Genomic DNA, 22730 nt, shown 5'->3' with positions numbered 1-22730 from the left:
TTTAGAGTAGCACCTTTTTCTTCCTCAAGGTAACCATGACCTTCACAGTTATGGTAGGACTGACTTCAGTTCGATAATCAAGTTCGATAATCAAGTTTGATAATCAGCATATACTAGAGAAGTTGCCATAGGTTAGGACAATTTATATTTTTAAAGATAAATTTAATATGACAATATTTATAAAACTATAAATATGTATATAAATAATAAAATAAAAAATTGTCAAAAAATAATTAATTATTAATTTTCTATCGATTTAGAACTGGTGGTTATTAGAAAATTAAGATGTAAAATTTTATGTTAAGCAATAAGTAGAAACGCGTAAAAGGCGTCTATGGGAAGGATAAGGGTAAATATTAATTATAAATATTTTAAGTTAAATATAATGTAAAATAACTAGAATGTCTATTGATATAAGAATGTTTATACAAGTAGAAGTTGGGAATTGATTTAGAATAATCTTCAATTTTGTAAAGTAGTTTCTAAAAAATAAGAACTAAATACAAAATCAAAATTATTTAAAGAAAAAACCAATGAAAAACTTGTACTCATCTTTTAAAGATCTTTTGCTGGTAGTGTGTTTGCTTGCTTTGGAGATAGTGCGCCAAGCAAAATCAGGAACTTCCTCTTTTGCTAAAAACTCTTTTTCAAACCAGATTCTTGCTACTTTTATAATAGTAGGATTGTCTTTGACAGCTAGCTTTAACTCAGAAGCTCAAACCATTCAGGTTAATGGGGTTACGCCAAATCCAGTTTGTGCAGGATCAGTTGTTACTATTGCATTTACAGCCACCAATCAAAACGGAAACGGAAATTCTTCATCCCATTATTCAGAAACATCTTCCTTTCAAGTATATGTAAGTGCTGCGGGCGGGGCAGCTCCTTACACGTTAGTTGGTACTTTGAATAGAAATCCTTACAGTGGTTTTTCTGTTGGGACGGGCGGATATGCAAACCAGTTATCTGGGACAATAACGCTTCCAAATAACTTAAGTGGTTCTTATACTATCGCTCTTGTATCTGTTAACCCTACTTCTATTGGTGCAATTGGGACAGGGGCATCACCTGCCTTTACAGTTTATGGCACGACAGCTGCTCCTACAAATCCAACTAACAGATCTTTCACGTATGGAGAAGTTAATCCAAATAAAACGCTGCAAGTAACAGTGCCTGCAGGTTATACTGTTAACTGGTATAGTGATGCTACAGGCACCAATAGAGTTGCGACCAACTCTACCTCCTTTCTAGTAAACCAAACCACTGCTGGAACCTTCACTTATTATGCAGAAGCTATAAATGAATTAGGTTGCGTTAGCGGAACAAGAACTCCTGCAAGCCTTACTATCAATAAAAGGTTACTCACCATTTCTAGCCCTGCTGCTGTATCCAAAACGTATGATGGCACAAATGCTACCACTATCACAGGTACTTTGCAAAACGCCTTAACTGGAGATGATGTAGCCTTTATAGGAACAGGCGTATTTGGCTCTGTGAATGTAGGAATTGGTATCAGCTGCGCCTCCAATTGCACACTTAAGGGTGATGCAAAAGATAATTATACCCTTGTTCAGCCAACGGGTTTAAGTGCGGCTATTAACCCTAAGTCTCTTACTTTGACAGCTGTTGGTATTAACAAGGAGTATGATGGTTCAAGAATCGCCGCCGTCACTCTATCGTCTGACAAATACCCTGCAGATAATTTATCTGTAGTTTACTCTGTGGCAGAATTTTCAGACAAAAACGCGGGTTCGAACAAAACTATTAATATCAATGGCATCTCTTTAAGAAACAATGATCTAGGTAATTACACACTTGCTGGTACAACTGTGCCTAGTGCCTCTGCCGCCATCACCCCCAAAGGAATTGTGGGCTTCTTTATAGCAAAAGACAAAGAGTATAATGGAACAACAGCAGCAGAAGTTGTTTCTAGATCTGTTGCCGGACAACTTGAAGGAGATAATGTTAGCTTATTTGGCGGAACTGCCACCTTTGATACTCCTGAAATAGGTACTAACAAAGTTGTTACATTAAGTGGTGCTTCATTGGCGGGTAATGATGCAGGGAATTATTTCCTGAACTCTGTAGCTACTGCAACTGCTGCCATCACAAAACCTGTTACTCCTCTCCCTGTTTCATTGATCTCCTTCACCGGAAAGCAAGCTGATGGTTCTGTTAAGCTTTCCTGGTCTACGGCCTCTGAGAAGGACAACGAGTACTTCCAAGTGGAGCGGAGCAAGGATGGTAAGAACTTCCATGCCATTGGCAAGGTGGCTGGCAATGGGACAAGCAGCCTTCGCCTTGACTACAGCTTCTTAGACGCGGCCTCTGGATCAGGCACTATCTACTACCGCCTCAAGCAAGTAGACTTTGATAGCAAGTTTGAATACTCTAAAGTAATAGCGGTAAAGGCCACTGCCCACAAAGAGGCCCAAGCGACCTTAGCAGTGTACCCTAACCCAACGGTTGGTGATGTTTCGGTGGTAACCTCTACAGATTTAAGCGGCGCAGCCTCTTTGACCTTATTTCATAGCAGCGGCAAAGCAGTGCTCCAAAAATCAATACAAGTAGAGGCTGGTCAGCCAGTTAATTTCTCCTTAGGAAACCTAGCGCCTGGTGTTTATTACCTTCAGATTCAGACGGCTACTTCTAAAGCTACTACTCGCGTGGTAAAGCAATAGTTATTAGTCAAGATTAAAGCGGGGACTGCGTGAAAAGCAGTCCCCGCTTTTTTTGTTCAGCGCCAGTCAAAATAGTAGGGAGCTAGGTTTGGAGTAGTTGCTTCTGGGTAGAAGTGAGATCGCTGATGAGCTGGTTCCTTCTATAATCTGACCTTTAAAGATGGACTTCTTGCTCCTCTTCCAACAAGAGTTTCTTGTATGGCTTGTTAAAATATGGATAATTTATAGATAAAGTTAACTATAGGATTGTATATAAAATAGGTTCTTTGAAAAAGGTTATGCATTATTAAAAGAATTTATATGCAATATTTCAATAATTTTTAGTGTCCTTGCTATGGAATACATATTGTTTCTTTGTATTATTTAATATGAAAATTCTATATTAATGGCCTTTGGATATATACATACAGTTAATTTTTAAGGTTTTAGTAGATATACTGAATGTGAATATTTCGATTTATAATTTATGTTATTAATATTCGTCAATTTTAATAATTGAAATAGTTACATGCTTTCTTAATGTGAATTGACGTTTTTTCTTCCTCATCTTTGTAAGGTTATTTCAAGTAAATAATTGGTTAATACAAAAAGGAATAACTTAACTAAACTCTCTTATGAAAAACTTGTACTCATCTTGTAAGGTTCTGGTGTTGGTAGTGTGTTTGCTTTCTCTGCAGATGGTTGCAAATGCACAGGTTGATTTACCTCTTACTGGAAGTTATACCCAGAATTTTGATGCTCTGCCTGCATCAGGCGTTTCAGCAAATTGGTCTGATGGTGTTACTCTTCAAGGCTGGTATGCTAGAATGGATACAGCAATTCCAGCTACAATAGTGGGGATGACTACACAAAGTGGTAAATTAAGTGGCAGCGGAACAAATACATTTGCCTGCTTAGATATAAATACTGATAAAGCAATAGGATTTAGAGCAAAGGGAGGTACAACTACTTATGGGGTGCGTTTTAAAAACAATACCACTAAAGATATAACCGGGTTAAGTTTAAATTTTTTGATTAAAGCTATTTTTACTAAATCTAACCCTACCCCTCAAACCTTAACTCTTAGTTATGCAATAGGCAAAGATTTGACTAATCCTGAGAATACTGCCTTATCATGGACCTCAATTAATAATTCTAACGGAACCACAGCATTTGTGTTGGCCCAACCTAATATTTCAACCTCCATCAGCAACTTTAAATTACTTGTTGGTCAAGAACTCTTCATAAGAGTTGTAGATGCTCACACAAACAGCTCAGGAAATGAAGATGATCTTGCCATAGATAACTTTACAGTTTCAGTTACTGGCTCATCGACTCCTGTTCCCCTCCCCGTTACCCTAACCTCCTTCTCCGCCAAAAGAGCTGGTGACGTAGTGAACCTGGCCTGGGCCACTGCTTCTGAAAAAGACAATGATTACTTTGAAGTGCAGCAGAGCGAAGACGGAAAAGCTTTCCAGGCAGTAGGTGAGAGAGTAAAAGGCCACGGAACTACTTCTGTTGTTCAGTCTTACAAAGCCGCTGTTACAGCTGCAGCCACTAAAACACTTTACTTCCGCCTGAAGCAAGTAGACTTTGACGGAAAATTTGAATACTCAAAAGTAATTGCTGTAAAAGCGGCAGATACTAAAACAAGCGTAAAAACGGCGCTGGAAGTATATCCTAACCCAACTACCAGCAAAGTGACCGTGAACATAACTGAAACTACTGGCACAGCGGCAGTAACATTGTTCCATAGCAGCGGACGTGTGGTCCTGAAGCAAGAGGTACAACTGGCCGCTGGCAAAGGCATTGAGTTAGACTTGGCCGGTCAGCACGCAGGTATCTATTATCTGCAGGTACAAACCGCCACCAGCAAAGCCACTACCCGTATTGTAAAGAAATAAGTGCCTTCTTATATAGGAGTAACAAAGGCCACCTTTAGTGAGGTGGCCTTTGTCTTTTTTGAGCGGCATAAAGTAATAATTGGTTTCTAGGACATTCGCTTAGCCGATATGTTAGAGTATAGAAGCCCTTACAAACTCACTGGGGCCCTAACGAAAGGTAGGCAAGTAAATGCATCTTAGTCAGCCAAGACTTGTGGCTGGCCCTAATTTAATTACCATGGGTACCATTGATTTTTATGCCTTCAAAGACCCGCATTACAGCATTGTTACTGACTAATCGTTTTAAACCCTTTTCTTGAAAACAGCCTCAAAATGCACTCCTTATATATAGAGTTACTAACACTTCTTATTATATAGAAGCAGCAGGGAGAATCCATGGTAAAAAAATCCTACACCACGTAAGACAACCTGAACTCCGGGATCTCAATGTTCCGGTAGCCCAATTCAGACAAATCCTCCTTGAGTTGGCCCATCACAGAGGTCTCACCGTGTACCAGGAAGATACGCTGGATCTGCTCTTTGTCCTGGCAGTGGAGGAACTTGGCAATGTCGCCGTAGTCAGCGTGGGCGCTGTATTCCTTCATGATGAGCATCTCGGCTTTCACGTCTACCTCATCGCCCATAATGTAGACCTTCTCAGCGCCGTTCATGAGCTTGCCGCCCAAGGTGGAGGGCTCGCAGTAACCGGTGATGAGCACGGCGCTGTTGGCATCGGGGAGGTTGGTTCTGAGGTGGTGCTGGATGCGGCCCGCCTCCATCATGCCCGAGGAGGAGATGATCACGCAGGGTTCCTCTATCTTGTTCAGTTCCTTAGAGTCATCTACCTCTGTAATATAGGTCAGCTGCGGAAACCCGAAGGGGTCTGGGTCTTCCTTGAGATACTCTTGCATGGTCTCCCTGAAGTACTGCGGGTTCTCGCGCATGATATCTGTAGCGTATACAGAGAGCGGACTGTCCACAAACACTTTCACTTCGGGCAGGCGGCCTTCCTCCGCTAAGTAGTTCAACGAGTAGATCAGCTCCTGCGTGCGACCAATGCTGAACGCCGGGATCAACAGTTTGCCTTGCCGCTCCACGCACACCTCCTGCACAATCTTCTGCAGGCGCTCCTCGGTGTTCTCCAGGCTGTCATGCACCCGGTTGCCGTAGGTAGACTCGCAGATAATGATCTCCGCTTGCGGGAACGCCTGCGGCGGATTTAGAATACGGTTAGCGAACCGACCAATGTCCCCGCTGAAGCAGAGGGTGCGCTCGCGGCCGTCGTCCTGAAGTTTCAGGTTGATGGCGGCGCTGCCCAGCACGTGGCCGGTATCGGTGAAGAGCAGTTCAATGTCTTCGTCTATGGTAAAAGGCTGGTCATAGGGCACGGTCACGAACTGTTGCAGGGCCTTCTCGGTGTCTTCCTCGGTGTACAACGGTTCATTGGCGCTGTTGCAGTTACTTTGTTGAATGCGGGCGCTGTCTCTCAGAAGCAGTTCGCAAAGCTCCAGAGTAGGTGGGGTGCAGTATACCGGGCCAGTGTACCCTTCTCGCACCAGCCGCGGGATAAGGCCGGAGTGGTCAATGTGCGCGTGGGAAAGAATTAAGCAGGAAAGGTTCTCGGGCTCAAAGTCAAAGGAGCGGTTGCGTTCCTCGGTTTTGTCGCCCATGCCCTGGGTAAGACCGCAGTCCAGCAGAATGCGTTTGCCGTTTTCAAGGGTAACTAAATGCTTGCTTCCGGTCACGGCCTGGGCCGCGCCGTAAAAAGATATGGTCATACAAGAGGGTGTGTCTGAATTGGAGGGATATGTACGGCCACCATCTCTTTCAGATGCAGAGAAATTCTGTTTTACGCCCAGTTTTTTGAAAACGCCCCTGAAACGCCAAACGCAGAAACGCCTGAGTGTTTGAGTCTCAGGTATTTCTGCGCTTGCTTATTTGTAGAGCGATAGTTATGGAAAAGTAGGGGCACTCCCTTGTGGTTGCCCTAATGCGGTGCTCTGGTGCAAGGGCAACCACAAGGGAGTGCCCCTACAGGAACCACGTAACCGTTTTCAGAGCCGTTTTTCTCAAAACAGGCCCAAAACAGGTTTACAGCAAAGCCCACAGGCGCTCGGCGGCACTTTCTGGGGTAATGTCACGTTGCGGGTCGCCCAGGAGTTCGTAGCCTACCATGAATTTCTTAACCGTGGCCGACCGGAGCAGGGGTGGGTAGAAGTGCATGTGCAGGTGCCAGCCGGGGTAGTCCTGCCCATCCGTCGGGCTTTGGTGGATGCCCGCCGAGTACGGGAACGAGGTGTCAAATAGGCGGTCATAAACAGACGAAAGCTTTTTCATGATATCGGCGTAGCCGTCTTTCTCTGCGTCTGTGATCTGGCCCAGGTGCTGAAAATGCCGGCGCGGGATGATGATGGTCTCAAAGGGCCAGATGGCCCAGAAAGGCACCAGTGCCACCCAATGCTCGTTCACCACCACAATGCGGGCTTTGGCCTCTAGCTCTTCTTTAAGGTAGTCTGCCAAAAGGCTGCGGCCGTTCTGTTTAAAGTAGGCTTCCTGCTGATCGGTTTCCTTGGCGGGTTCGCCGGGCACCGAGCTTTGGGCCCAGATCTGGCCGTGCGGGTGCGGGTTGCTGCTGCCCATCACGCTGCCCTTGTTCTCAAAGATCTGCACGTAACTGATGTAGTCCAGGGCGCCCAGTTCCAGGTATTCCTGCTGCCAGAGGTCCACCACTTTCCTGATCTCAGAAACCTCCATGTCTGAGAGCGTGAGGTCATGGCGAGGCGAGAAGCAGATCACCTTGCAGAGGCCGCGCTCGCTGTGGGCCTGTAACAGAGAACCTGGTTTGGTGAATTCACCGGTATGGCTGTCGGTTTGCAGGGCCGCGAAGTCGTTCACGAACACAAAAGTAGACGGGTAATCTGGGTTGGTCTCACCGTTGGCGCGCACGTTGGTGGGGCAGAGGTAACAGCCAGGGTCATAGGCCGGGCGGGTGTCTTTCTCGGCGGCCTCCTGCTGGCCCTGCCAAGGGCGTTTGGAACGGTGCGGCGATACCAGCACCCACTCGCCCAACAAGGGGTTGAACCGGCGGTGCGAGTGTTCGTTGATGTCAAATGCGCTCATAAGCGTGAATAGAGTTTTAGCCCTCCCTGCCAAGCGGGGAGGGCTTTTAAAAATAGGTTTAAGCGCTGGCTTTGGAGAAGTCAATGGGCACCAGACTGCTGCCGTTCACAATCTCGGCCACGTAGGTTTTCAGGTCAATCCCGAACTTCTCTTTGTAGGCTTTGGTCATGTCTTGGGTGAAGGCATCCAGGTGGGTTAGTTTCACGATGTTGATGGTACAGCCGCCAAAACCGCCGCCCATCATGCGCGCACCCAGCACGGCGTCAGATTCCTTGGCCAGGTCGGCCAGAAAATCCAGCTCAGGGCAGCTTACCTCATAGTCATGCTGTAGGCCTTGGTGGGAGGCGTACATCTTCTGCCCGAAGGCTTCCAGGTCACCGCGCTCCAGGTCGTTGCAGCCTTCCTCTACGCGCAGGTTCTCTTGCACCACGTAGGTGCAGCGTTTGTACACGGTAGGGTCAAACTCGGCCTGGTGTTGGGCCAGCATCTCCAGGGTCACGTCACGGAGGCTGTGTACTTCTGGGTAATGCTTCTGCAGGATGGCCACGCCGGTTTCACATTCCTGGCGACGGGTGTTGTACTCAGAAGAGGCCAGGGAGTGCTTCACCTGGGTGTCACAGAGCACAATGCGGTAGTCGTCAATCTCCAGGGGGTAATACTTATACTCCAAAGAGCGGCAATCCAGCTTTACCACGTGGTTGTGCTTGCCAAACATGCTGGCGAACTGGTCCATGATGCCGCACATCACCAGCGCGTACTCGTGCTCGGCCTTCTGGGCCATTTTGACCAGGTCAAACTTCTCAATGCCATAGGCGAAAAGGTAGTTAAGCCCGTAAGCCAGCCCGCACTCCACCGCCGCCGACGAGGAAAGGCCGGCCCCAATGGGAATGTTGCCGCCAAACACCACGTCAAAGCCCGGCACGTCATGGCCCGCTTTCTGCAGCTGAGCCACCACGCCCAGCAGGTAGTTGGCCCAGCCAATCTCAGAACGCTGCACGTGGTTCAGGTCAAACTCAGCGGTTTCTTCCAGGTCATAGGCATGGGCCCGCATGGTGTTGGTGCCGTTTGGCGCCAGCGCGAAGTAAATCTCTTTATTGATGGCGGCCGGCAGCACAAAGCCCATGTTGTAGTCTGTGTGTTCGCCAATGAGGTTCACCCGGCCGGGTGAGCGCACCACCACCGGTTCCTGACGGTATATTTCCTTGAATTTTGTAACAATGTCTTGGACCATAATTTCTCTTTTAAGCGCTAAAGGCACAGCACTTGGGTAAATGCGGTGCCTTTAGCGTAAACGTTATATAATTTCTTTTAGCGGAGGCACCTACCAGAAAATGATGTAAAGGGCCGCAAGAATACCGCAGATGATAATAGAGCCAATGGCAAACCCGGTGGTAGTCTTGAACATGGAAGAATCAATTTCCAGGCCTTTAGGGTTGTTCTTGCTCTTAGGATCCAGCAGGGTGATGATCACCATAAGGAGAATACACACCACAAACACAATACCCATACGGTCCAGGAACGGAATTTCTGGGAAAGCGAATTTCAGGAACGTGGAAAGCGGAATAGTAATCACCGCCGCTACCAAAGCCGCTGGAGAAGTGGTACGCTTCCAGAAGAAGCCCAGAATAAAGATGGCAAACACGCCCGGAGAGATAAAGCCGGTGTATTCCTGAATGTACTGGAACGCCTGGTCCAGGTTACGCAACACCGGGGCCACCAACACGGCAATGATAAAGGCTACCACCACGGTGATTTTCCCGAAGCCCACCAGACGTCTCTCAGAGGCATTCTTGTTGAAGAACTTCCGGTAGATATCCAGAGTGAAGATAGTAGAGATACTGTTGGCTTTACCGGCCAGAGACGCCACAATAGCAGCGGTAAGGGCGGCAAAGGAAAGACCTTTCAAGCCTGTAGGTAACAGGTTCAACAGCACAGGGTAAGCGTGGTCAGGTTTCACATGACCCAGTTCGTTGGCCATTTCAGCCTGGAACATTCCGTTCTTGTGCAACACATACGCGGCAATGCCGGGTAATACCACAATGATAGGCATCATCAGCTTTAAGAAAGCGGCAAACAAGAGACCGCTACGGGCGGTTTTCAGGTCGGCTCCCAGGGCACGCTGGGTAATGTACTGGTTACAGCCCCAGTAGTTCAGGTTCACAATCCACATACCGCCAATCAGTACAGAAAGACCAGGTAAGTCCATGTAGGCATCGCGGGTGCCGCCTTCGCCATTCGGGATCATGATCTCGCCTTCAGAAAGAATCATGGAGAAGTGGTCACCGGCCTGTTGGCGCAGGTACACCAGGCCGTCCCAGGCACCGGAACCGCCCATTTGGTCAGACACAAGGTCCAGGGCCAGGTAGGTTGTGGCCAAACCACCCAATACCAGCACGAATACCTGAATTACGTCTGTGTAGCCAATCACCTTCATCCCGCCCAGGGTAATGAAAATAGCGAAGATGGCGCAACCGTACATACAATAATAGAAGTCAATTCCCGAGATGGTCTGAATGGCCAATGCCCCCAGATACAGGATAGAGGAAAGGTTCACGAATACGTACACCAACAGCCAGAACACCGCCATGATGGTGGCCACTGAGTCATTGTAGCGGTGCGACAGGAACTGGGGCATGGTGTAGATCTTGTTCTTCAGGTAGATAGGAATGAAGAACACGGCTACCACAATAAGGGTGGCGGCGGCCATCCACTCATACGTGGAGATAGCCAGACCCATGGCAAACCCCGAACCGGACATACCAATGAACTGCTCGGCAGAAATGTTAGAGGCGATCAAAGAGGCGCCAATGGCCCACCAAGTAAGGGAGCCCTCGGCCAGGAAGTACTCCTTGGAGTCCATGTGGTCGGCTTTCTTCTGCCGGTAGATCCAGTACCCGTACCCCGACACTATAAAGAAATAGGCCAGGAAAATGATGTAATCAAGATAAGTTAGTCCCATAAAAATGTAAAGGTGTGACGAGTTGGTTTGTTAGTTTAAGTTCTAAAAAAAGGTTGAGGGTAAGTAGGTGATGGTAATGACCGTGAAAGATAAAAAACTTAGGGTATACTCTTCTTTTTTGGTTTCCTCTTTATAGAAGATTCCCGCTGGACCAGAAGCGGCTCCAGTACTATCTTCTGGGGCGGAAGATCGGGTTTCTTGCCTTTCTGGCTCAGGTCCATGAAAATTTTGGCGGCCTCCTCGCCCATTAAGGCCGTCTGCTGGTCAATGGTGGTGAGGCTGGGCGTGATGTAGGCGCTAAAAGCCTCGTTCGCGAAGCCCACCAGCCCTATCTGGCCGGGTTTGGGCCACTTGCTTTCCTTAATAGCCTGCAAAGCCCCCAGGGCAGTAAAGTCCTCGGCGGCGAAAATAGCATCTGGCGGCGAGGGCAACTGCAGCAACTGCTCGGCGCAGGTGCGGCCCGAGTCTATGGTCACCTTGCCGTACATGATCAGGTCGCCGTCTATTTTCATGCCGTGCGCGGCCAGGGCGTCTACGTAGCCTTTCAGGCGCTCATGAAAAATACTGATGTGCTGCGGCCCCGAGATATGGGCAATGCGGGTAAACCCCTGTTCAATCAAATGCTCGGTGGCCATGAAGGCCCCCTTGTAGTCATTGATCATCACACTCGGTACGTCCAAACCCTCAAGGGAGCGGTCAAACAAGATCAAGGGGATATCGCGCCGCTTTACCTCCAGAAAATGGTCATACTGAATAGTCTCTTTGGAGATGGAGGCAATGATACCGTCTACGTTAGACTGCAGCAGGGTCTGCACCCCCTGTACCTCGTCTTCATACTGCTCATTGGTCTGGAACAGGAGCACGTTATACCCCTGGCTTTTGGCAATCTTCTCAATGCCGTGTATCACCGACCCGAAAAAGCTGACCTCGGCGCTGGGAATCAACACCCCAATCACATAGGTTTTGCCGGAGCGCAGCGAAGAGGCGGCCCGGTTGTGCTGGTAGTTCAGGCGCAGGGCGGTGGCTTTCACCGTCTCCTTGGTGGCGGCGCTAATGGAGGGGTGGTCATTTAAGGCGCGCGAAACCGTGGCTGCCGTAGTATGCAGCTCTTTGGCTATATCATGGATAGTGGTTCGGGCCATGTAACGTAATCGATTACGTAAATATAGAATTTTATTGATCAATGGTGCAAATAGCCTGAATTTTATTCATTGGTTTCAGGAATGGTAACAATGTGGGCTTGTGAAGGCCCTTCGCTGCCAAATTTACCCAATACAAGGCCTTGCGTTTTGCTTTCTTTAAAAGGGAAGGAGCACAGGCATAGCCACAGAAAGAGGGGCAGAGGCGATGATTCCCCGGAAAAGGAACGTAATCGATTACGTCAAAAACACAGAGGTGTCAGGCGGTGCGCCGGCAGAAATGCGTCTGTTCCTTGTTTATTCTCCGGTGGCAAATGTAATAGAAGCGATGGAAGGAAAGTAGCCGAATCGCTTAAGAGGGGCCGCAAACCATATAACGAGGTTGTAAAAAGCTGTAACTATTGTTGATTTTTGGAGGGGAGAACGGGTTGGCCGGCGCCAGCGGTAGGAAGTTTTGGGCCGCCTTTGTAATTATGTAACAGAGCAGATCCTGGAAACCTGTTTTAGGGCCGTTTTCCCCAAAACAACCCTAAAACGGAAACCCAAGGTGAGCCGCTACATCAGTTACCTTACCCATCAGCCTTTATACCAAAACAATACCTTACCACGCAACCCATTCCCTATGAACCTGAAGAACCTGTATTTGTGGGCCGCGCTTTGCTGCCTGCTCACCCAAAGCTGTTTCAAGACCGGCACCGAGAAAGAGGTAGTAAAACCCCGCGCTATCTGGACCAAAGAGAAAGCCAACGAGTGGTATGGCCAGCAGGACTACTTGATTGGGCCTAACTTCTCACCGAGCACCGCCATTAACCAGCTGGAGATGTGGCAGGCCGAAACCTTTGACACAGCCACCATTGCCCGCGAGCTGGGCTGGGCCGAGTCTATTGGTATGAACACCGCCCGCGTGTACCTGCATGACCTGCTCTGGGAGCAGGATTCGGTGGGCTTTTTGCGGCGCCTGGACACGTTCCTGAACATCGCGCAGCGCCACAACATAAAACCTATGCTGGTGATCTTTGACTCCGTGTGGGACCCTAACCCCCAAATAGGCAAGCAGCGCGAACCCCGGCCGCACGTGCATAACTCGGGATGGGTGCAGAGCCCGGGGTCGGCCGGCCTGCAGGATTCTACCCAGTACCCGCGCCTGGAGCGCTACGTGAAAGGGGTAATGGGTAAGTTTGCCAACGATAAGCGCGTGCTGGCCTGGGACATCTGGAACGAACCCTACAACCTCAACAAAGGCTCGGCCTACGGCAAGCAGGAACTGCCCAACAAACTGGACTACGTGTTGCCGCTCCTCAAAAAATCCTTTACCTGGGCCCGCGCCATGAACCCCTCGCAGCCCGTGACCTCTGGCGTCTGGATGGGCAACTGGGCCACCCATGACTCCTTAACCGCCATGCAAAAACTGATGGTAGCCGAGTCTGACATCATCACCTTCCATAACTATGACGGCCCCGAGGAACTGGAGCAACGCATTAACTGGCTCAAGCGCTACGGCCGCCCCATGATCTGCACCGAGTACATGGCCCGCCCGAACGGCAGCACCTTCCAGGGCGCCCTGCCCATCGCCAAAAAGCACAACGTAGGCATGATTAACTGGGGCTTTGTGGACGGTAAAACCCAGACTATCTACCCCTGGGACAGCTGGGACAAGAACTACACCGCTGAGCCCACTGTCTGGTTCCATGACATCTTCCGGAAAGACGGCACCCCTTACCGCCAGGAAGAAGTAGACCTCATTAAAAGCGTAGCCGGCGTACAAGCGAAGAAGTAACCCGGCAGGGAATTGATTGAAAAAGCGTTTCAGAGCTGTTTTTCTAAAAACGGCTCTGGAACGCTTTTCTGGTTTTTGGTGTGAACGGCGCTCCTGTAGGGACAGGGCTTGACCTGTCCGCACGCATTCCTAATTCTCGCATTCCTGGTCCACGCATTCCCGAACCATCGCATTATAAATCCCGCATTCCACGCACTGGCACTTCCATCTCCCTGGCCTATTTCCCGTATGGAAAACTTTCTTACATGATTCAGTCTCCCATGCTGCCACACAGGAAAAAGAACAGACTCACTGGCTTTAATTACAGCACCAACGCCTTCTACTTTGTGACGTCCTGCGTGCAGACCATGGCCTGTTCCTTTGGCAACATTTTAAATGAACAGATAAACCTAAATCCCTATGGGAAGATAGCAGAGCGCCAATGGCTGGAAATGTTGCATAAATTTCCCTACCTGCGGTCACATGCCTTCGTGGTCATGCCCAATCATATGCACGGTCTCCTGGAAATAAAAAATGACCTCCCGGCAAACGAGGAGATAGGGGTAAATAGGGATATTTTGAGTAGGGAGGAATTAAGAAGTGATATTGACAGAGGGGTAGATGAAGACTGGGAATGTGTTTGCCGGGCAGGCGTGGACCAGCAATGCGGGGATCCGGGAATGCGAGGACCGGGCATGCGTGCGGACAGGTCAAGCCCTGTCCCTACGTGGCACTAAAACTAAATCTATTTCCCAGATAATGGGGGCGTATAAAAGTAACTCGTCTAGATTAATACGGTTGGCTGGATTGATAGAATTTGCCTGGCAAAGATCGTTTCATGACCATATCATCAGAGATGAAAAAGGATTTCACAACATCAAAGAATACATAGAGAACAACCCCGCCAATTGGCTGGCAGACCGTTTCTATAGATAAAGTAGGGACAGGGCTTGACCTGTCCGCACGCATTCCTGATCCCTGCATTCCTGATCAACACGGTTCCCGCATCACACGACCGTAGGGACAGGGCTTGACCTGTCCGCACGCATTCCTGGTCATCGCATTGCTGAATCCCGCATTCCCGAGATCATTTTATTATAGTGGCAAAGGGGCTGCAGTCCTTCGGGAGGCACGGACAGGTCAAGCCCTGTCCCTACACTCGCATCACGAAAAAAAGCGGCTCCCTTTTCAGGAAGCCGCTTTTTTATAACGTTACGTGAACAGTCCTAGTTGAACTGCTCGGTCACATATTTTAAAAGGTTTTCGTCAGACATGTGGTTAGACGTGCTTTCCTGGGCTTGGGTGTTTTTGAATTGGGCCTGCTCTGCCAGGTACTTAATGAATTGCTCCTGCGTGATGCCGGTGCCCGTTACGTGAATGGCCTCGGCGTTTTGCATGAGAGCCGTAATCTCCTTGAAGAACTTCTGCTGTAATCCTTGCTCGGCATTGTGGGCCGTGTTCTCGTTAGAATTGCTGCCCTGGCCTTGGTTCTTGGCATGGCCCAGCACTACAAACTCACCAGAGTCTACGTCTTTTCTACCTACTACAGTGGCCTGAACTGAATCTAACCACACGCCGAATTGCTTATTGTTTTGTGTTGACATCGTCTTTTGTTTTAAATATAATGAATGGTACCAGGCCGCGGGCAAAGCTTGCTTTCAGCCTGATGTGTTGTATGTAAAGAGAGAGGCATCGCCCCGGTAAAAGTGATTTTAAACGGTTTCTTCCGGAACCGGGGCTGGGTCATAAGCGCCCTTAAACTCATTGGCCACCAGGTCATCTTTGCTGAGCCAGTATGCCGAGGTAAGCAGGGAATAGGTGTTGTTGCCGGTGTTCTGCAACTCCCAGACAATGTCTTCCGCCTCTGTGAAAGCTACCGTGCCTGCCATCTGCTCGCCAAACAACCGCTTGATTAAGTTACTCTCAGACAGCCCTTGGCCAAATAGCCGCAACGCGCCCTCTTTGGAGAGCGGGGCGTCATGGGCAGGGTCTTCGGGCGTGGCCGTGAACTGGATAAGCGTGGCTTTGGCGTTGGGGAATTTGCCGTTGAACGCCTTGTACAGCAACTGGTTAATGTGGAACAAAGGGGCATGCAGGCTAATATCCGGGTACTCCTCTGAGATTTTGTCCAGCAGCATGTCGTTGGAGATCTGGTGGATCTGCCCTTCGTTCAGCTGCTCAGACAGTTTGTATTCCAGCACCAGGGCCGCAGCCACATTGGGCTCAAAGTCCGTGATGGCCATGGCCAGCAGTTCGGGCAGTGATTCTGGGCTTGCCGAGGCGGCATCAGGGAAATTGAATTTCTCCAACAGCTGAATGTAGTCCTGGGGTGTCCAATATTCGGGAATTTCGTCTACCGTGGTAGCACTGTCAAGGATGAGGGTATAATTCATAAAAGGATTCAAAAGAACCGCGGCCCAGGATAGCCTGCAGGTAGGCTGTAGCCTGAAACAGGCCGAAAGCCGCAAGAAAGATGGAAAAAGAGAGAAGCTGGGTCTGCCGAAAAGACGATGAAAGGGATAAAACTTGTCTTAAAGCGCAAAGGTGGCGCGCTGCCCAGTGGGTGTGCCTCTCTAGAACGTCCAGCAGCCAGGAAAGTTCGAAAAGGCTTGGGTTATCTGGGCGAAGCGCAGGAAATGCCCATGAAATTTTTCAGAAAGTCTTCCCCCTTGCCACCAGAAAGAAGTGGACCTGATCAAAAAAACAGCCGGCGTACAAGCCAGAAATAAGCATAACTTAATTTTTGAAAGGCGTTTTGGGGCTGATTTCTCAAAAACAGCCCCAAAAAAGACAGTTTCCCTACCGCTGCACCAGCACTTTATGGATAGCGTATTGCCCGTTGGGCTGGGTCACCTTGAGCAGGTAGGTCCCGGCAGGAAAAGAAGCAGTTGAAATTTTAAGCGGCTGCTGAAACCGGTTTTGGTATATCACGGCGCCTACGCCATTGCTCATCTCTACCGCCAGGTTGCCCGGCAAGGAAGTTTCTAGGAGCAGGTACCCGGAAGCAGGGTTGGGGTGCACTTTCACCGGAGATACCGAAGACCTAAGGTTTTCCACCCCCAATACCGTAGGGTCATGGACCTGGGCCGTGTCCTGGTTGGAAAGGTAAATGTTGTCAAACCAGAGTTTGGCCTGGCCCAGGGCGCCGTGTTCGGCGGTAATCTCCATTTTGTCAATGTTAGCCCAGTCAAACTTACCCTCGGGGTTATGCCAAGCGTTGTTGTCCCAGGAACCTTGTTCTGTGAAAGAACTCAGAGGCAGGCGTACATGGTGCCAGCGGCCGTCAAAGGGAACAGACTGGGCATTGAGGGTCACGCGGGAGCGCCAGGGGTGGTCGTTGGCCGCCGTGGTTTTGGTGTCAATGAACCGGATGTCTACGCTGGTGGCCGGCGCCGTGCCCCGGAACATGAAATCCAGGGCGTATCCTTGCTGCTTTAAGGTGGACAGATCTTTGTCTGGTTTAAAGTCAAAGACGATGCTGCTGTATTGGTCGGCGCCGGTCCAGAGCAGGCTGTAACGGCCATTGTTGGGTTTCTGGTCAAAGTAAAAGTCTATCGGGCCATTTCCGTAGCTGGCATTCATGATTCCCCGGCCCAGGTAATCTGAGTAGAGGGCGAAGCCGGCAGTTTCGGGCTGCTTCACGAAGGGTGTTTGGGTTGGAACGGTAAAGCCCAGGGCCTGGAGCAGGGGCACGTTCAAATCATGCTGGAACTGGTCTGAGCCGCCGGGGGAAAACAACCCGAACTCGCCGTGGTAATCCCAACTAGTCCATGCAATGCCCTTTTCCTCCAGGTAGCGGCGCACGGTGTCATACCAGAACACGCGGTCGGTGGGCCGACTGTTGGGCATGAACACGCCAAACTCGCCGCAGAAAAGGGGTACTTTCCGGGTTTGCTTAAACTGGGCGGCAATGTCTAAAAGTTGTTTCACCTTGGCCACCGTGCCGTCCTGGGCATAGTTGTTATAGGCACTTTCCATCCAGGAACCCCTGAAGTTAGCCGGTAGGCCGGGCATGTCCGGGGCGCGGTAGGGGAAGGGCATGTTGGCCAGCGGCACCATAGAGGGCGCTACCCAACTGGCTCCCTGGTGGGTGAAGAGAAACGGGTCATAAAAGTGGAACGTGTAGATAAGCTTGTTGTCTGGGTACGCGGGCAGCTGGGCCAGGTTGGCGTAGCTGTTAAAATTAGAAGGGCCTACAATAAGCGTGTGCCTGGTGTCTTCCTTCCGGATGGCCTGGATAATACGGCCCTGGATGGCGCCCCAGGTGGCATCGGCAATGCCATGGGGTTCATTCAGAATCTCGTAATAGATCTTGTCTGACCGGTCTCTGTAGCGCCGCGCCATCTGGGGCCAGACCTTCTCCAGTATCAACTCTATATCAGGCTGCGTGTTATCAAGGGGATCAAAGGAGTGGTTGTCCAGAATGAGATGCAGATCCAGGGCCTCGGCCCAGCCAATGGCCTCATCCAGGAAAGTGAGGAACAGCGGGTCCAGGGTGTAATTTGGCGCCCCTTTGGTCATGCCGTGTAGGTTAATGGGCAACCGGATTACATCAACCCCAAGGCTTTTGATTTGCTCAAAGTCTTGCCTGGTGTAGCGTGAAAAGGAAATCTCCTTCGCACTGTTGGCCTGAAACCAGCCCGTAAGATTCACCCCTTTCCTGAAGGGGGCCTCCTGGGCGTGGGCGTTTAGCACGGTGCCTAGTACTAACAGAAAAAGGATGAACCAGAACGGGCCTTTCTTTATGGTTTGTTTTACTGCGCGTACAGGTGTTGTCATTTAGTAAGTGACTTCGAGTTCTCCAGGATTATCAGCTAAAAATAAGGGAATTAATGATGGCAAATGCCTCTATATCAAAACAAACCAATGCCGGAAGAAAAGCGGTTACCTTTTTCATTTACCAGTAGACAAAAAGCCTGCACGGCCTTCCGTTGCTCACCACCAACGGCCTACTTTAGAACCACATTGCTTACTTTACTTAACCGCCCGCCTTCCCTGACTGCTTTCTATTCTCTGTATTCCCTGGCAAGGCCCCAATTGGGGATCACTAACCGGAGGCCGGCCCCATGAATTGAGCGGTTTATCTGATCAAGTAGGGAGGAAAGGTCGTAACTTGTTCCTCCTGGCTTTTACGCTACCCCAAACGCCCACACCTTATACCGCTCCTCGGCCTGCTCCATGATCTCATCCAGGATCTCCTGCAGGTCTGCGTGTACTTTAAAGCGCAGTACCTTTTTCACGGCCAGCATTAACTGGGCTTTAGTGTCATCCTTCTTGTACCAGTCTGGTTGGGAGGCGCTTTTCTTGACCTCGGCCAGGATTTTTTTCACAAGCTCTTTGATGAGTTCGAAGTCCTGCACGGCGTTAGGGTGGTTGGCCAGGATCTCGTAGAAGGCCTCTTCTTCCTGGGTGAGGCCCAGTTGGGTGCGGCGCTGGTCTTCTTCCTGCAATTGTTTGGCAACGGCCCGTATCTTTTCCATGGCCACCAGGCTGTCAAAGAAGTGGGCGTGGTAGTCGGCGATGATCTTCTCTACCTCTTCCTTGAGCCTGCGGTACTTGATAAGGTTATTGGAGGACCGGACCTTGATCTCGTCGTTCATGATCTGGCGCAGGAGTTCAAGCTTGAGTTCGTTGCCGGTCTTCTGTTCCTTGGCGGTGGCCAGGAACTCGTCATTGATGATGGAGATGTCAAAGCGCTCTATGCCGGCCATCTGGAACACGTCTACCACGTCTTCAGATTCAATGCTGCGGTGAATGAGGTTTTTAATCTGCTCCTGGCTTTTCTTGATGTTGGTGGTGGGGTACTTTACCTTGCGCACCGCGGCGCCCACGTGCTGGAAGAAGAGGATGTCTACCGCAATGTCATTAATGGCCGCATGGTTTTTCACGATAGAGGCGAGGCTGCTGAGTTTCTTCTCGTTCAGCATAAATGCCTTGCAGAGTTCATCATCAGAGACCAGAAAGTTAGTCGCCAGCGCTACTAATTTAAATTTCTCCTGAGTGGTCAAGGCCAGCCAGGTATGGTAGGTGAAATCAGGGGGCAGTTGCTCGCGCAGCAGTTCAATGATTTCCTGGGTGAAGGAGAAGGCTTCTTCTATCTCTAAGGCCACGGCACCCGAACCGCCGGCACCGGTGTATTTCTTGGTGGCATCGCGCAGGCGGTCACCTATCCCGATGTAGTCCACGATGAGGCCGCTGGGTTTGTCCCGGAAGACGGTGGCTACGCGGTTCACGGCCTGGATGAGGTTGTGGCCGGTCATCACTTTGTCTACGTAGAGCGTGTGCATGGCGGGGTTGTCAAAGCCGGTGAGCCACATATCGCGCACAATCACCAGTTGCAGTTTATCATCGGGGTCTTTGAAGCGGGTCTTGATGCCTTCCATGGCTTCTTTGGTGCGCACGTGCGGGTTCCAGGCAATGGGGTCTTTGGCAATGTTGGTGGTCATGATGACGGCTACTTCGGGACAGCCGGGCAGGGCGGTGAGGGCGTCATAGAGTTTCACGCAGTTGCGGCGGCTCATGCACACCACCATGGCCTTGCCGCTCAGGCTGGCGTTGCGGGCCGTGTAATGCTGCAGAATGTCTCGGGCAATGGCGGCCACGCGCTCCTGAGAACCGGCGGCGTCTTCCATGGCGGCCCATAGAATCTTGTTCTTGTCGTTTTCTTCCAGACCGCCGGTGATTTCCTCGGCTTCTTCCTCTAGTTGGGCGTTGCCCAGGTGCAGCTTGGCCAGGCGCGGCTCGTAGTAAATGGGCACCACGGCTTTGTCTTCGGTGGCCTGCCGGATGTCATAGGTATGGATGATGTCGCCGAACACGGCCACGGTGTCGGCGTCTTTGCTGTCTACAGGCGTGCCCGTGAAGCCAATGAAACTGGCCTGCGGCAGGGCGCGGCGCAGGTTGTTGGCAAAGCCCTGCACCAGGCCGTACTGGGTGCGGTGGCACTCATCGGCAATGACAATGATGTTGTCGCGGGAACTCAGGACGGGGTGCTCCAGCTCGCGGCCAGTGGCCGTGTCTTTGAGGTTGAACTTCTGCACGGTGCTGAACACCACGCCGCCGCCCTCGCCGCTGAGCAGGGTGCGCAGCTCATCGGTGGTGTTGGCGATGCTTACGTCGCCTACCAGGTCTTTGGCGGCCACAAAATCTTCGAAGAGCTGGCGGTTCAGGTCAAAGCGGTCTACCTGCACCACAATGGTAGGGTTCCGGAGCTGGGGCAGCTGGCGCAGAATGCCGGTGTAAATGGCCATGGTGATGCTCTTGCCCGAGCGGGTGGTGTGCCAGATGACGCCAATGCGCCCGTCGCCGTTGGGGCGCACGCTCTTGAGGGTTTCCTGCAGCGCGTACTGGATGCCGTAGAACTGGTGGTACTTGGCGCCTTTCTTTATGAGCTCGCCTTTGTCCAGCTCATGGAAGATGTAGTGGCGCACGTACTGGAGCAGGCGTTGCGGCACCAGCAGGCCTTTGATGAGCGTTTCCAGCGCGAAGCCGTTGTCTACCACGGCACGGCCGTCTATGCTTTTCCAGGCGGCGTACCACTCCAGACCGCTGCTGAACATGCCGTGCAGGGTAGTTTGGCCGTCAGAGACCACGGTGAGGGCGTTGTACTCAAACACTGCCGGAATCTCTAGGGTATAATGCTGCACCTGGTTGAAGGCGGCCTCTACGGTGGCGTCCTGGTTGAACAGGTTTTTGAACTCAAAGAGCACCAGCGGCAGGCCGTTCACAAAGATGATAAGGTCTGGGCGGCGTTTGCCTTTGCCTACAGTGGTGAGCTGGTTCACTACCCTGAAGTCATTGTTCTCCAGGGTGTCATAGTCAACGGGGTAGAAGTGGCCGAACTGGGGTTGGCCGTGCTCGTCTTTCCAGGTTTTGCTGAGGCCTTTGCTGAGCTTGAGGTGGAAGGCGTGGTTGCGCTGGGGCAGGTCTGCGCCGGGGTTGTAGAGGAACTCCTGCTTCAGCTCCTGGCGCACCTTCTCGGGCACCTGCGGGTAGCGGCGTTGCAGGTAGGCGGCAAACGCGTCTTCCAGCACCACCTTGCTCTGGTCGCGCTTTATCTCGGCGCCGTGTTGGTAGGTGTAGGGCGCCTGCTCCAGCAGCCAGGCGATGGCCGCCTCCTCTATGTCACTCTCAGCTAAGTACTGGCTCATGCAGGGCTTCCGGTTGGGTTCGCATTACATCAATTTCTCCCGACATGAGTTTGGGAAGGAGGGTGTCACGGAGTTGGGTAAGTTTATCTATTTCCTTCTCGTTATGTCTGATTTTCTGAAAGACCAATTTTGCTTCTTCTTCAAATTTGATGATTGCTTCTTTAGAAGGAACAATGGCTTCTAAAGAGTGAACTTCGTTTCTGTTTAGTGTTGGTACTGCAGATCCAGTATTTAAACCCTTAAGGTCTGTAAACTTCAATACATAAAAAGCATGTAAAGGAGTAGAAGCGTTATATCTTTTGATGAAAAGAGAAGTATTCAGAGGCCAGAAATCTTCTGAGATATAATATACGTTGCCGATGACACCACTTCGGCCTGTTGTTATTCCTGGCCCTTTCACCATGGCTTCGTTATGAAATCCATTTAAACCACCAGCAGCAAATACAGGTACAGAGCCTGCAGTTCTCTTAGGTGCAGGTAAATCATAGCCTCTTTGAAGCTCAAAAAGGTCTATTATTTTCCCCAATTTCCATCCCTCTGGCAAATTTTCTTCATTAATATTAACCATGAAATAATGTCGGAAGAGCGTTAGTGCCATTTGTTCCAGAGTTTGGTTCATGCGGCGGTTCAGCTCTATTTTGTCATCAAGGGAAGATAAGGTTTCTGAAACGAGACGTTGAGTAGGAAGATCTGGGGCTAAGACTTCAATAGGATTTATAAAATTGCGGTTTAAACTTGGAACAGCACTACCTGAATTATGCCCTGTTAAGTCTATTGACTTAAGCAAGTAATACATAAACTTTGGGTCAGAGTTATGAAAAGCCTTTACATACAATGTTGTATTATGAGCCCAAAAGTCTGATTCGTAATAGTGTGCACCTCCAATTTTACCGCTCCTACCTAATGTTAGGCTTGGACCTTTAGCTGTATAAGAATTGTGATAGCCAATAATACCATTAGACCCAGCAACAGGATAATTTCCATTTTCAAATTTGCTAACAGGTAAATCATGACCTCTTTGAAAGGTTACTAAATCGCCAAGTTTATATTTTTTCCAGGTGGTCAT

15 protein-coding genes are annotated in these 22730 nt (G+C 50.1%); 5 read left to right on the top strand and 10 right to left on the bottom strand.

Annotation, left to right across the window (positions count from 1 at the left end; translation table 11 throughout):
• Positions 1-533 precede the first annotated feature (533 nt).
• Positions 534-2678, top strand: coding sequence for a YDG domain-containing protein (locus TH63_RS20185; RefSeq protein WP_082161756.1), 2145 nt, complete (start codon positions 534-536; stop codon positions 2676-2678).
• Between the two features lie 614 nt (positions 2679-3292).
• On the top strand, positions 3293-4561 hold the full coding sequence (locus TH63_RS20180; RefSeq protein WP_082161755.1) for a T9SS type A sorting domain-containing protein: 1269 nt from the start codon (positions 3293-3295) through the stop codon (positions 4559-4561).
• A 389-nt stretch (positions 4562-4950) separates the two neighbouring features.
• Here TH63_RS20180 and TH63_RS15615 read toward each other — a convergent pair whose 3' ends face one another.
• The 5 genes from TH63_RS15615 to TH63_RS15595 all read right to left on the bottom strand — a co-directional run bounded on the left by TH63_RS15615 (position 4951) and on the right by TH63_RS15595 (position 11761).
• Positions 4951-6318, bottom strand: coding sequence for an MBL fold metallo-hydrolase (locus TH63_RS15615; protein ID WP_048921762.1), 1368 nt, complete (start codon positions 6316-6318; stop codon positions 4951-4953).
• Positions 6319-6631: 313 nt separating this feature from the next.
• Entirely contained in the window at positions 6632-7660 is a 1029-nt protein-coding gene (locus TH63_RS15610) for a UDP-glucose--hexose-1-phosphate uridylyltransferase (RefSeq protein WP_048921761.1), read from the bottom strand.
• A gap of 58 nt (positions 7661-7718) precedes the next feature.
• Positions 7719-8891 carry a galactokinase gene (locus tag TH63_RS15605; protein WP_048921760.1) on the bottom strand — a complete coding sequence of 391 codons (1173 nt, stop codon included), beginning with the start codon at positions 8889-8891 and terminating at the stop codon, positions 7719-7721.
• Positions 8892-8981: 90 nt separating this feature from the next.
• Entirely contained in the window at positions 8982-10619 is a 1638-nt protein-coding gene (locus TH63_RS15600) for a sodium/sugar symporter (protein ID WP_048921759.1), read from the bottom strand.
• A gap of 98 nt (positions 10620-10717) precedes the next feature.
• Positions 10718-11761, bottom strand: a complete 1044-nt coding sequence (locus tag TH63_RS15595; RefSeq protein WP_048921758.1) for a LacI family DNA-binding transcriptional regulator — start codon at positions 11759-11761, stop codon at positions 10718-10720.
• A gap of 619 nt (positions 11762-12380) precedes the next feature.
• On the opposite strand from TH63_RS15595, the gene TH63_RS15590 reads away from it, so the two are divergent.
• From TH63_RS15590 to TH63_RS20935, 3 genes are all read left to right on the top strand, one after another.
• Positions 12381-13535: a cellulase family glycosylhydrolase gene (locus TH63_RS15590; RefSeq protein WP_048921757.1), complete on the top strand. Its 1155-nt coding sequence runs from the start codon at positions 12381-12383 to the stop codon at positions 13533-13535.
• Between the two features lie 245 nt (positions 13536-13780).
• Positions 13781-14251 (top strand): hypothetical protein, encoded by a 471-nt coding sequence (locus TH63_RS20600; RefSeq protein WP_053093833.1) that lies wholly within the window; start codon positions 13781-13783, stop codon positions 14249-14251.
• Between the two features lie 22 nt (positions 14252-14273).
• Positions 14274-14450, top strand: coding sequence for a transposase (locus TH63_RS20935; RefSeq protein WP_231583486.1), 177 nt, complete (start codon positions 14274-14276; stop codon positions 14448-14450).
• 290 nt (positions 14451-14740) lie between these two features.
• Here TH63_RS20935 and TH63_RS15580 read toward each other — a convergent pair whose 3' ends face one another.
• The 5 genes from TH63_RS15580 to TH63_RS15560 all read right to left on the bottom strand — a co-directional run bounded on the left by TH63_RS15580 (position 14741) and on the right by TH63_RS15560 (position 22730).
• Positions 14741-15118 (bottom strand): hypothetical protein, encoded by a 378-nt coding sequence (locus TH63_RS15580; protein ID WP_048921756.1) that lies wholly within the window; start codon positions 15116-15118, stop codon positions 14741-14743.
• A 108-nt stretch (positions 15119-15226) separates the two neighbouring features.
• Positions 15227-15907, bottom strand: a complete 681-nt coding sequence (locus TH63_RS15575; protein WP_048921755.1) for a hypothetical protein — start codon at positions 15905-15907, stop codon at positions 15227-15229.
• Positions 15908-16313: 406 nt separating this feature from the next.
• The gene (locus TH63_RS15570) at positions 16314-18293 is read right to left on the bottom strand and encodes a cellulase family glycosylhydrolase (protein ID WP_048921754.1); all 1980 of its coding nucleotides are present in this window, start codon (positions 18291-18293) and stop codon (positions 16314-16316) included.
• Positions 18294-18643: 350 nt separating this feature from the next.
• On the bottom strand, positions 18644-21664 hold the full coding sequence (locus tag TH63_RS15565) for a type I restriction endonuclease subunit R (protein ID WP_048921753.1): 3021 nt from the start codon (positions 21662-21664) through the stop codon (positions 18644-18646).
• Complete coding sequence (locus tag TH63_RS15560; protein ID WP_076606506.1) at positions 21645-22730, bottom strand: restriction endonuclease subunit S; 1086 nt, start codon at positions 22728-22730, stop codon at positions 21645-21647. Before TH63_RS15560 ends, TH63_RS15565 begins: the two co-directional genes overlap by 20 nt.

The organism is Rufibacter radiotolerans (assembly GCF_001078055.1).
Lineage (GTDB): Bacteria > Bacteroidota > Bacteroidia > Cytophagales > Hymenobacteraceae > Nibribacter > Nibribacter radiotolerans.
Note: the sequence above shows the minus strand (reverse complement) of the source record. Positions and strands in the feature narration are given on the sequence as shown.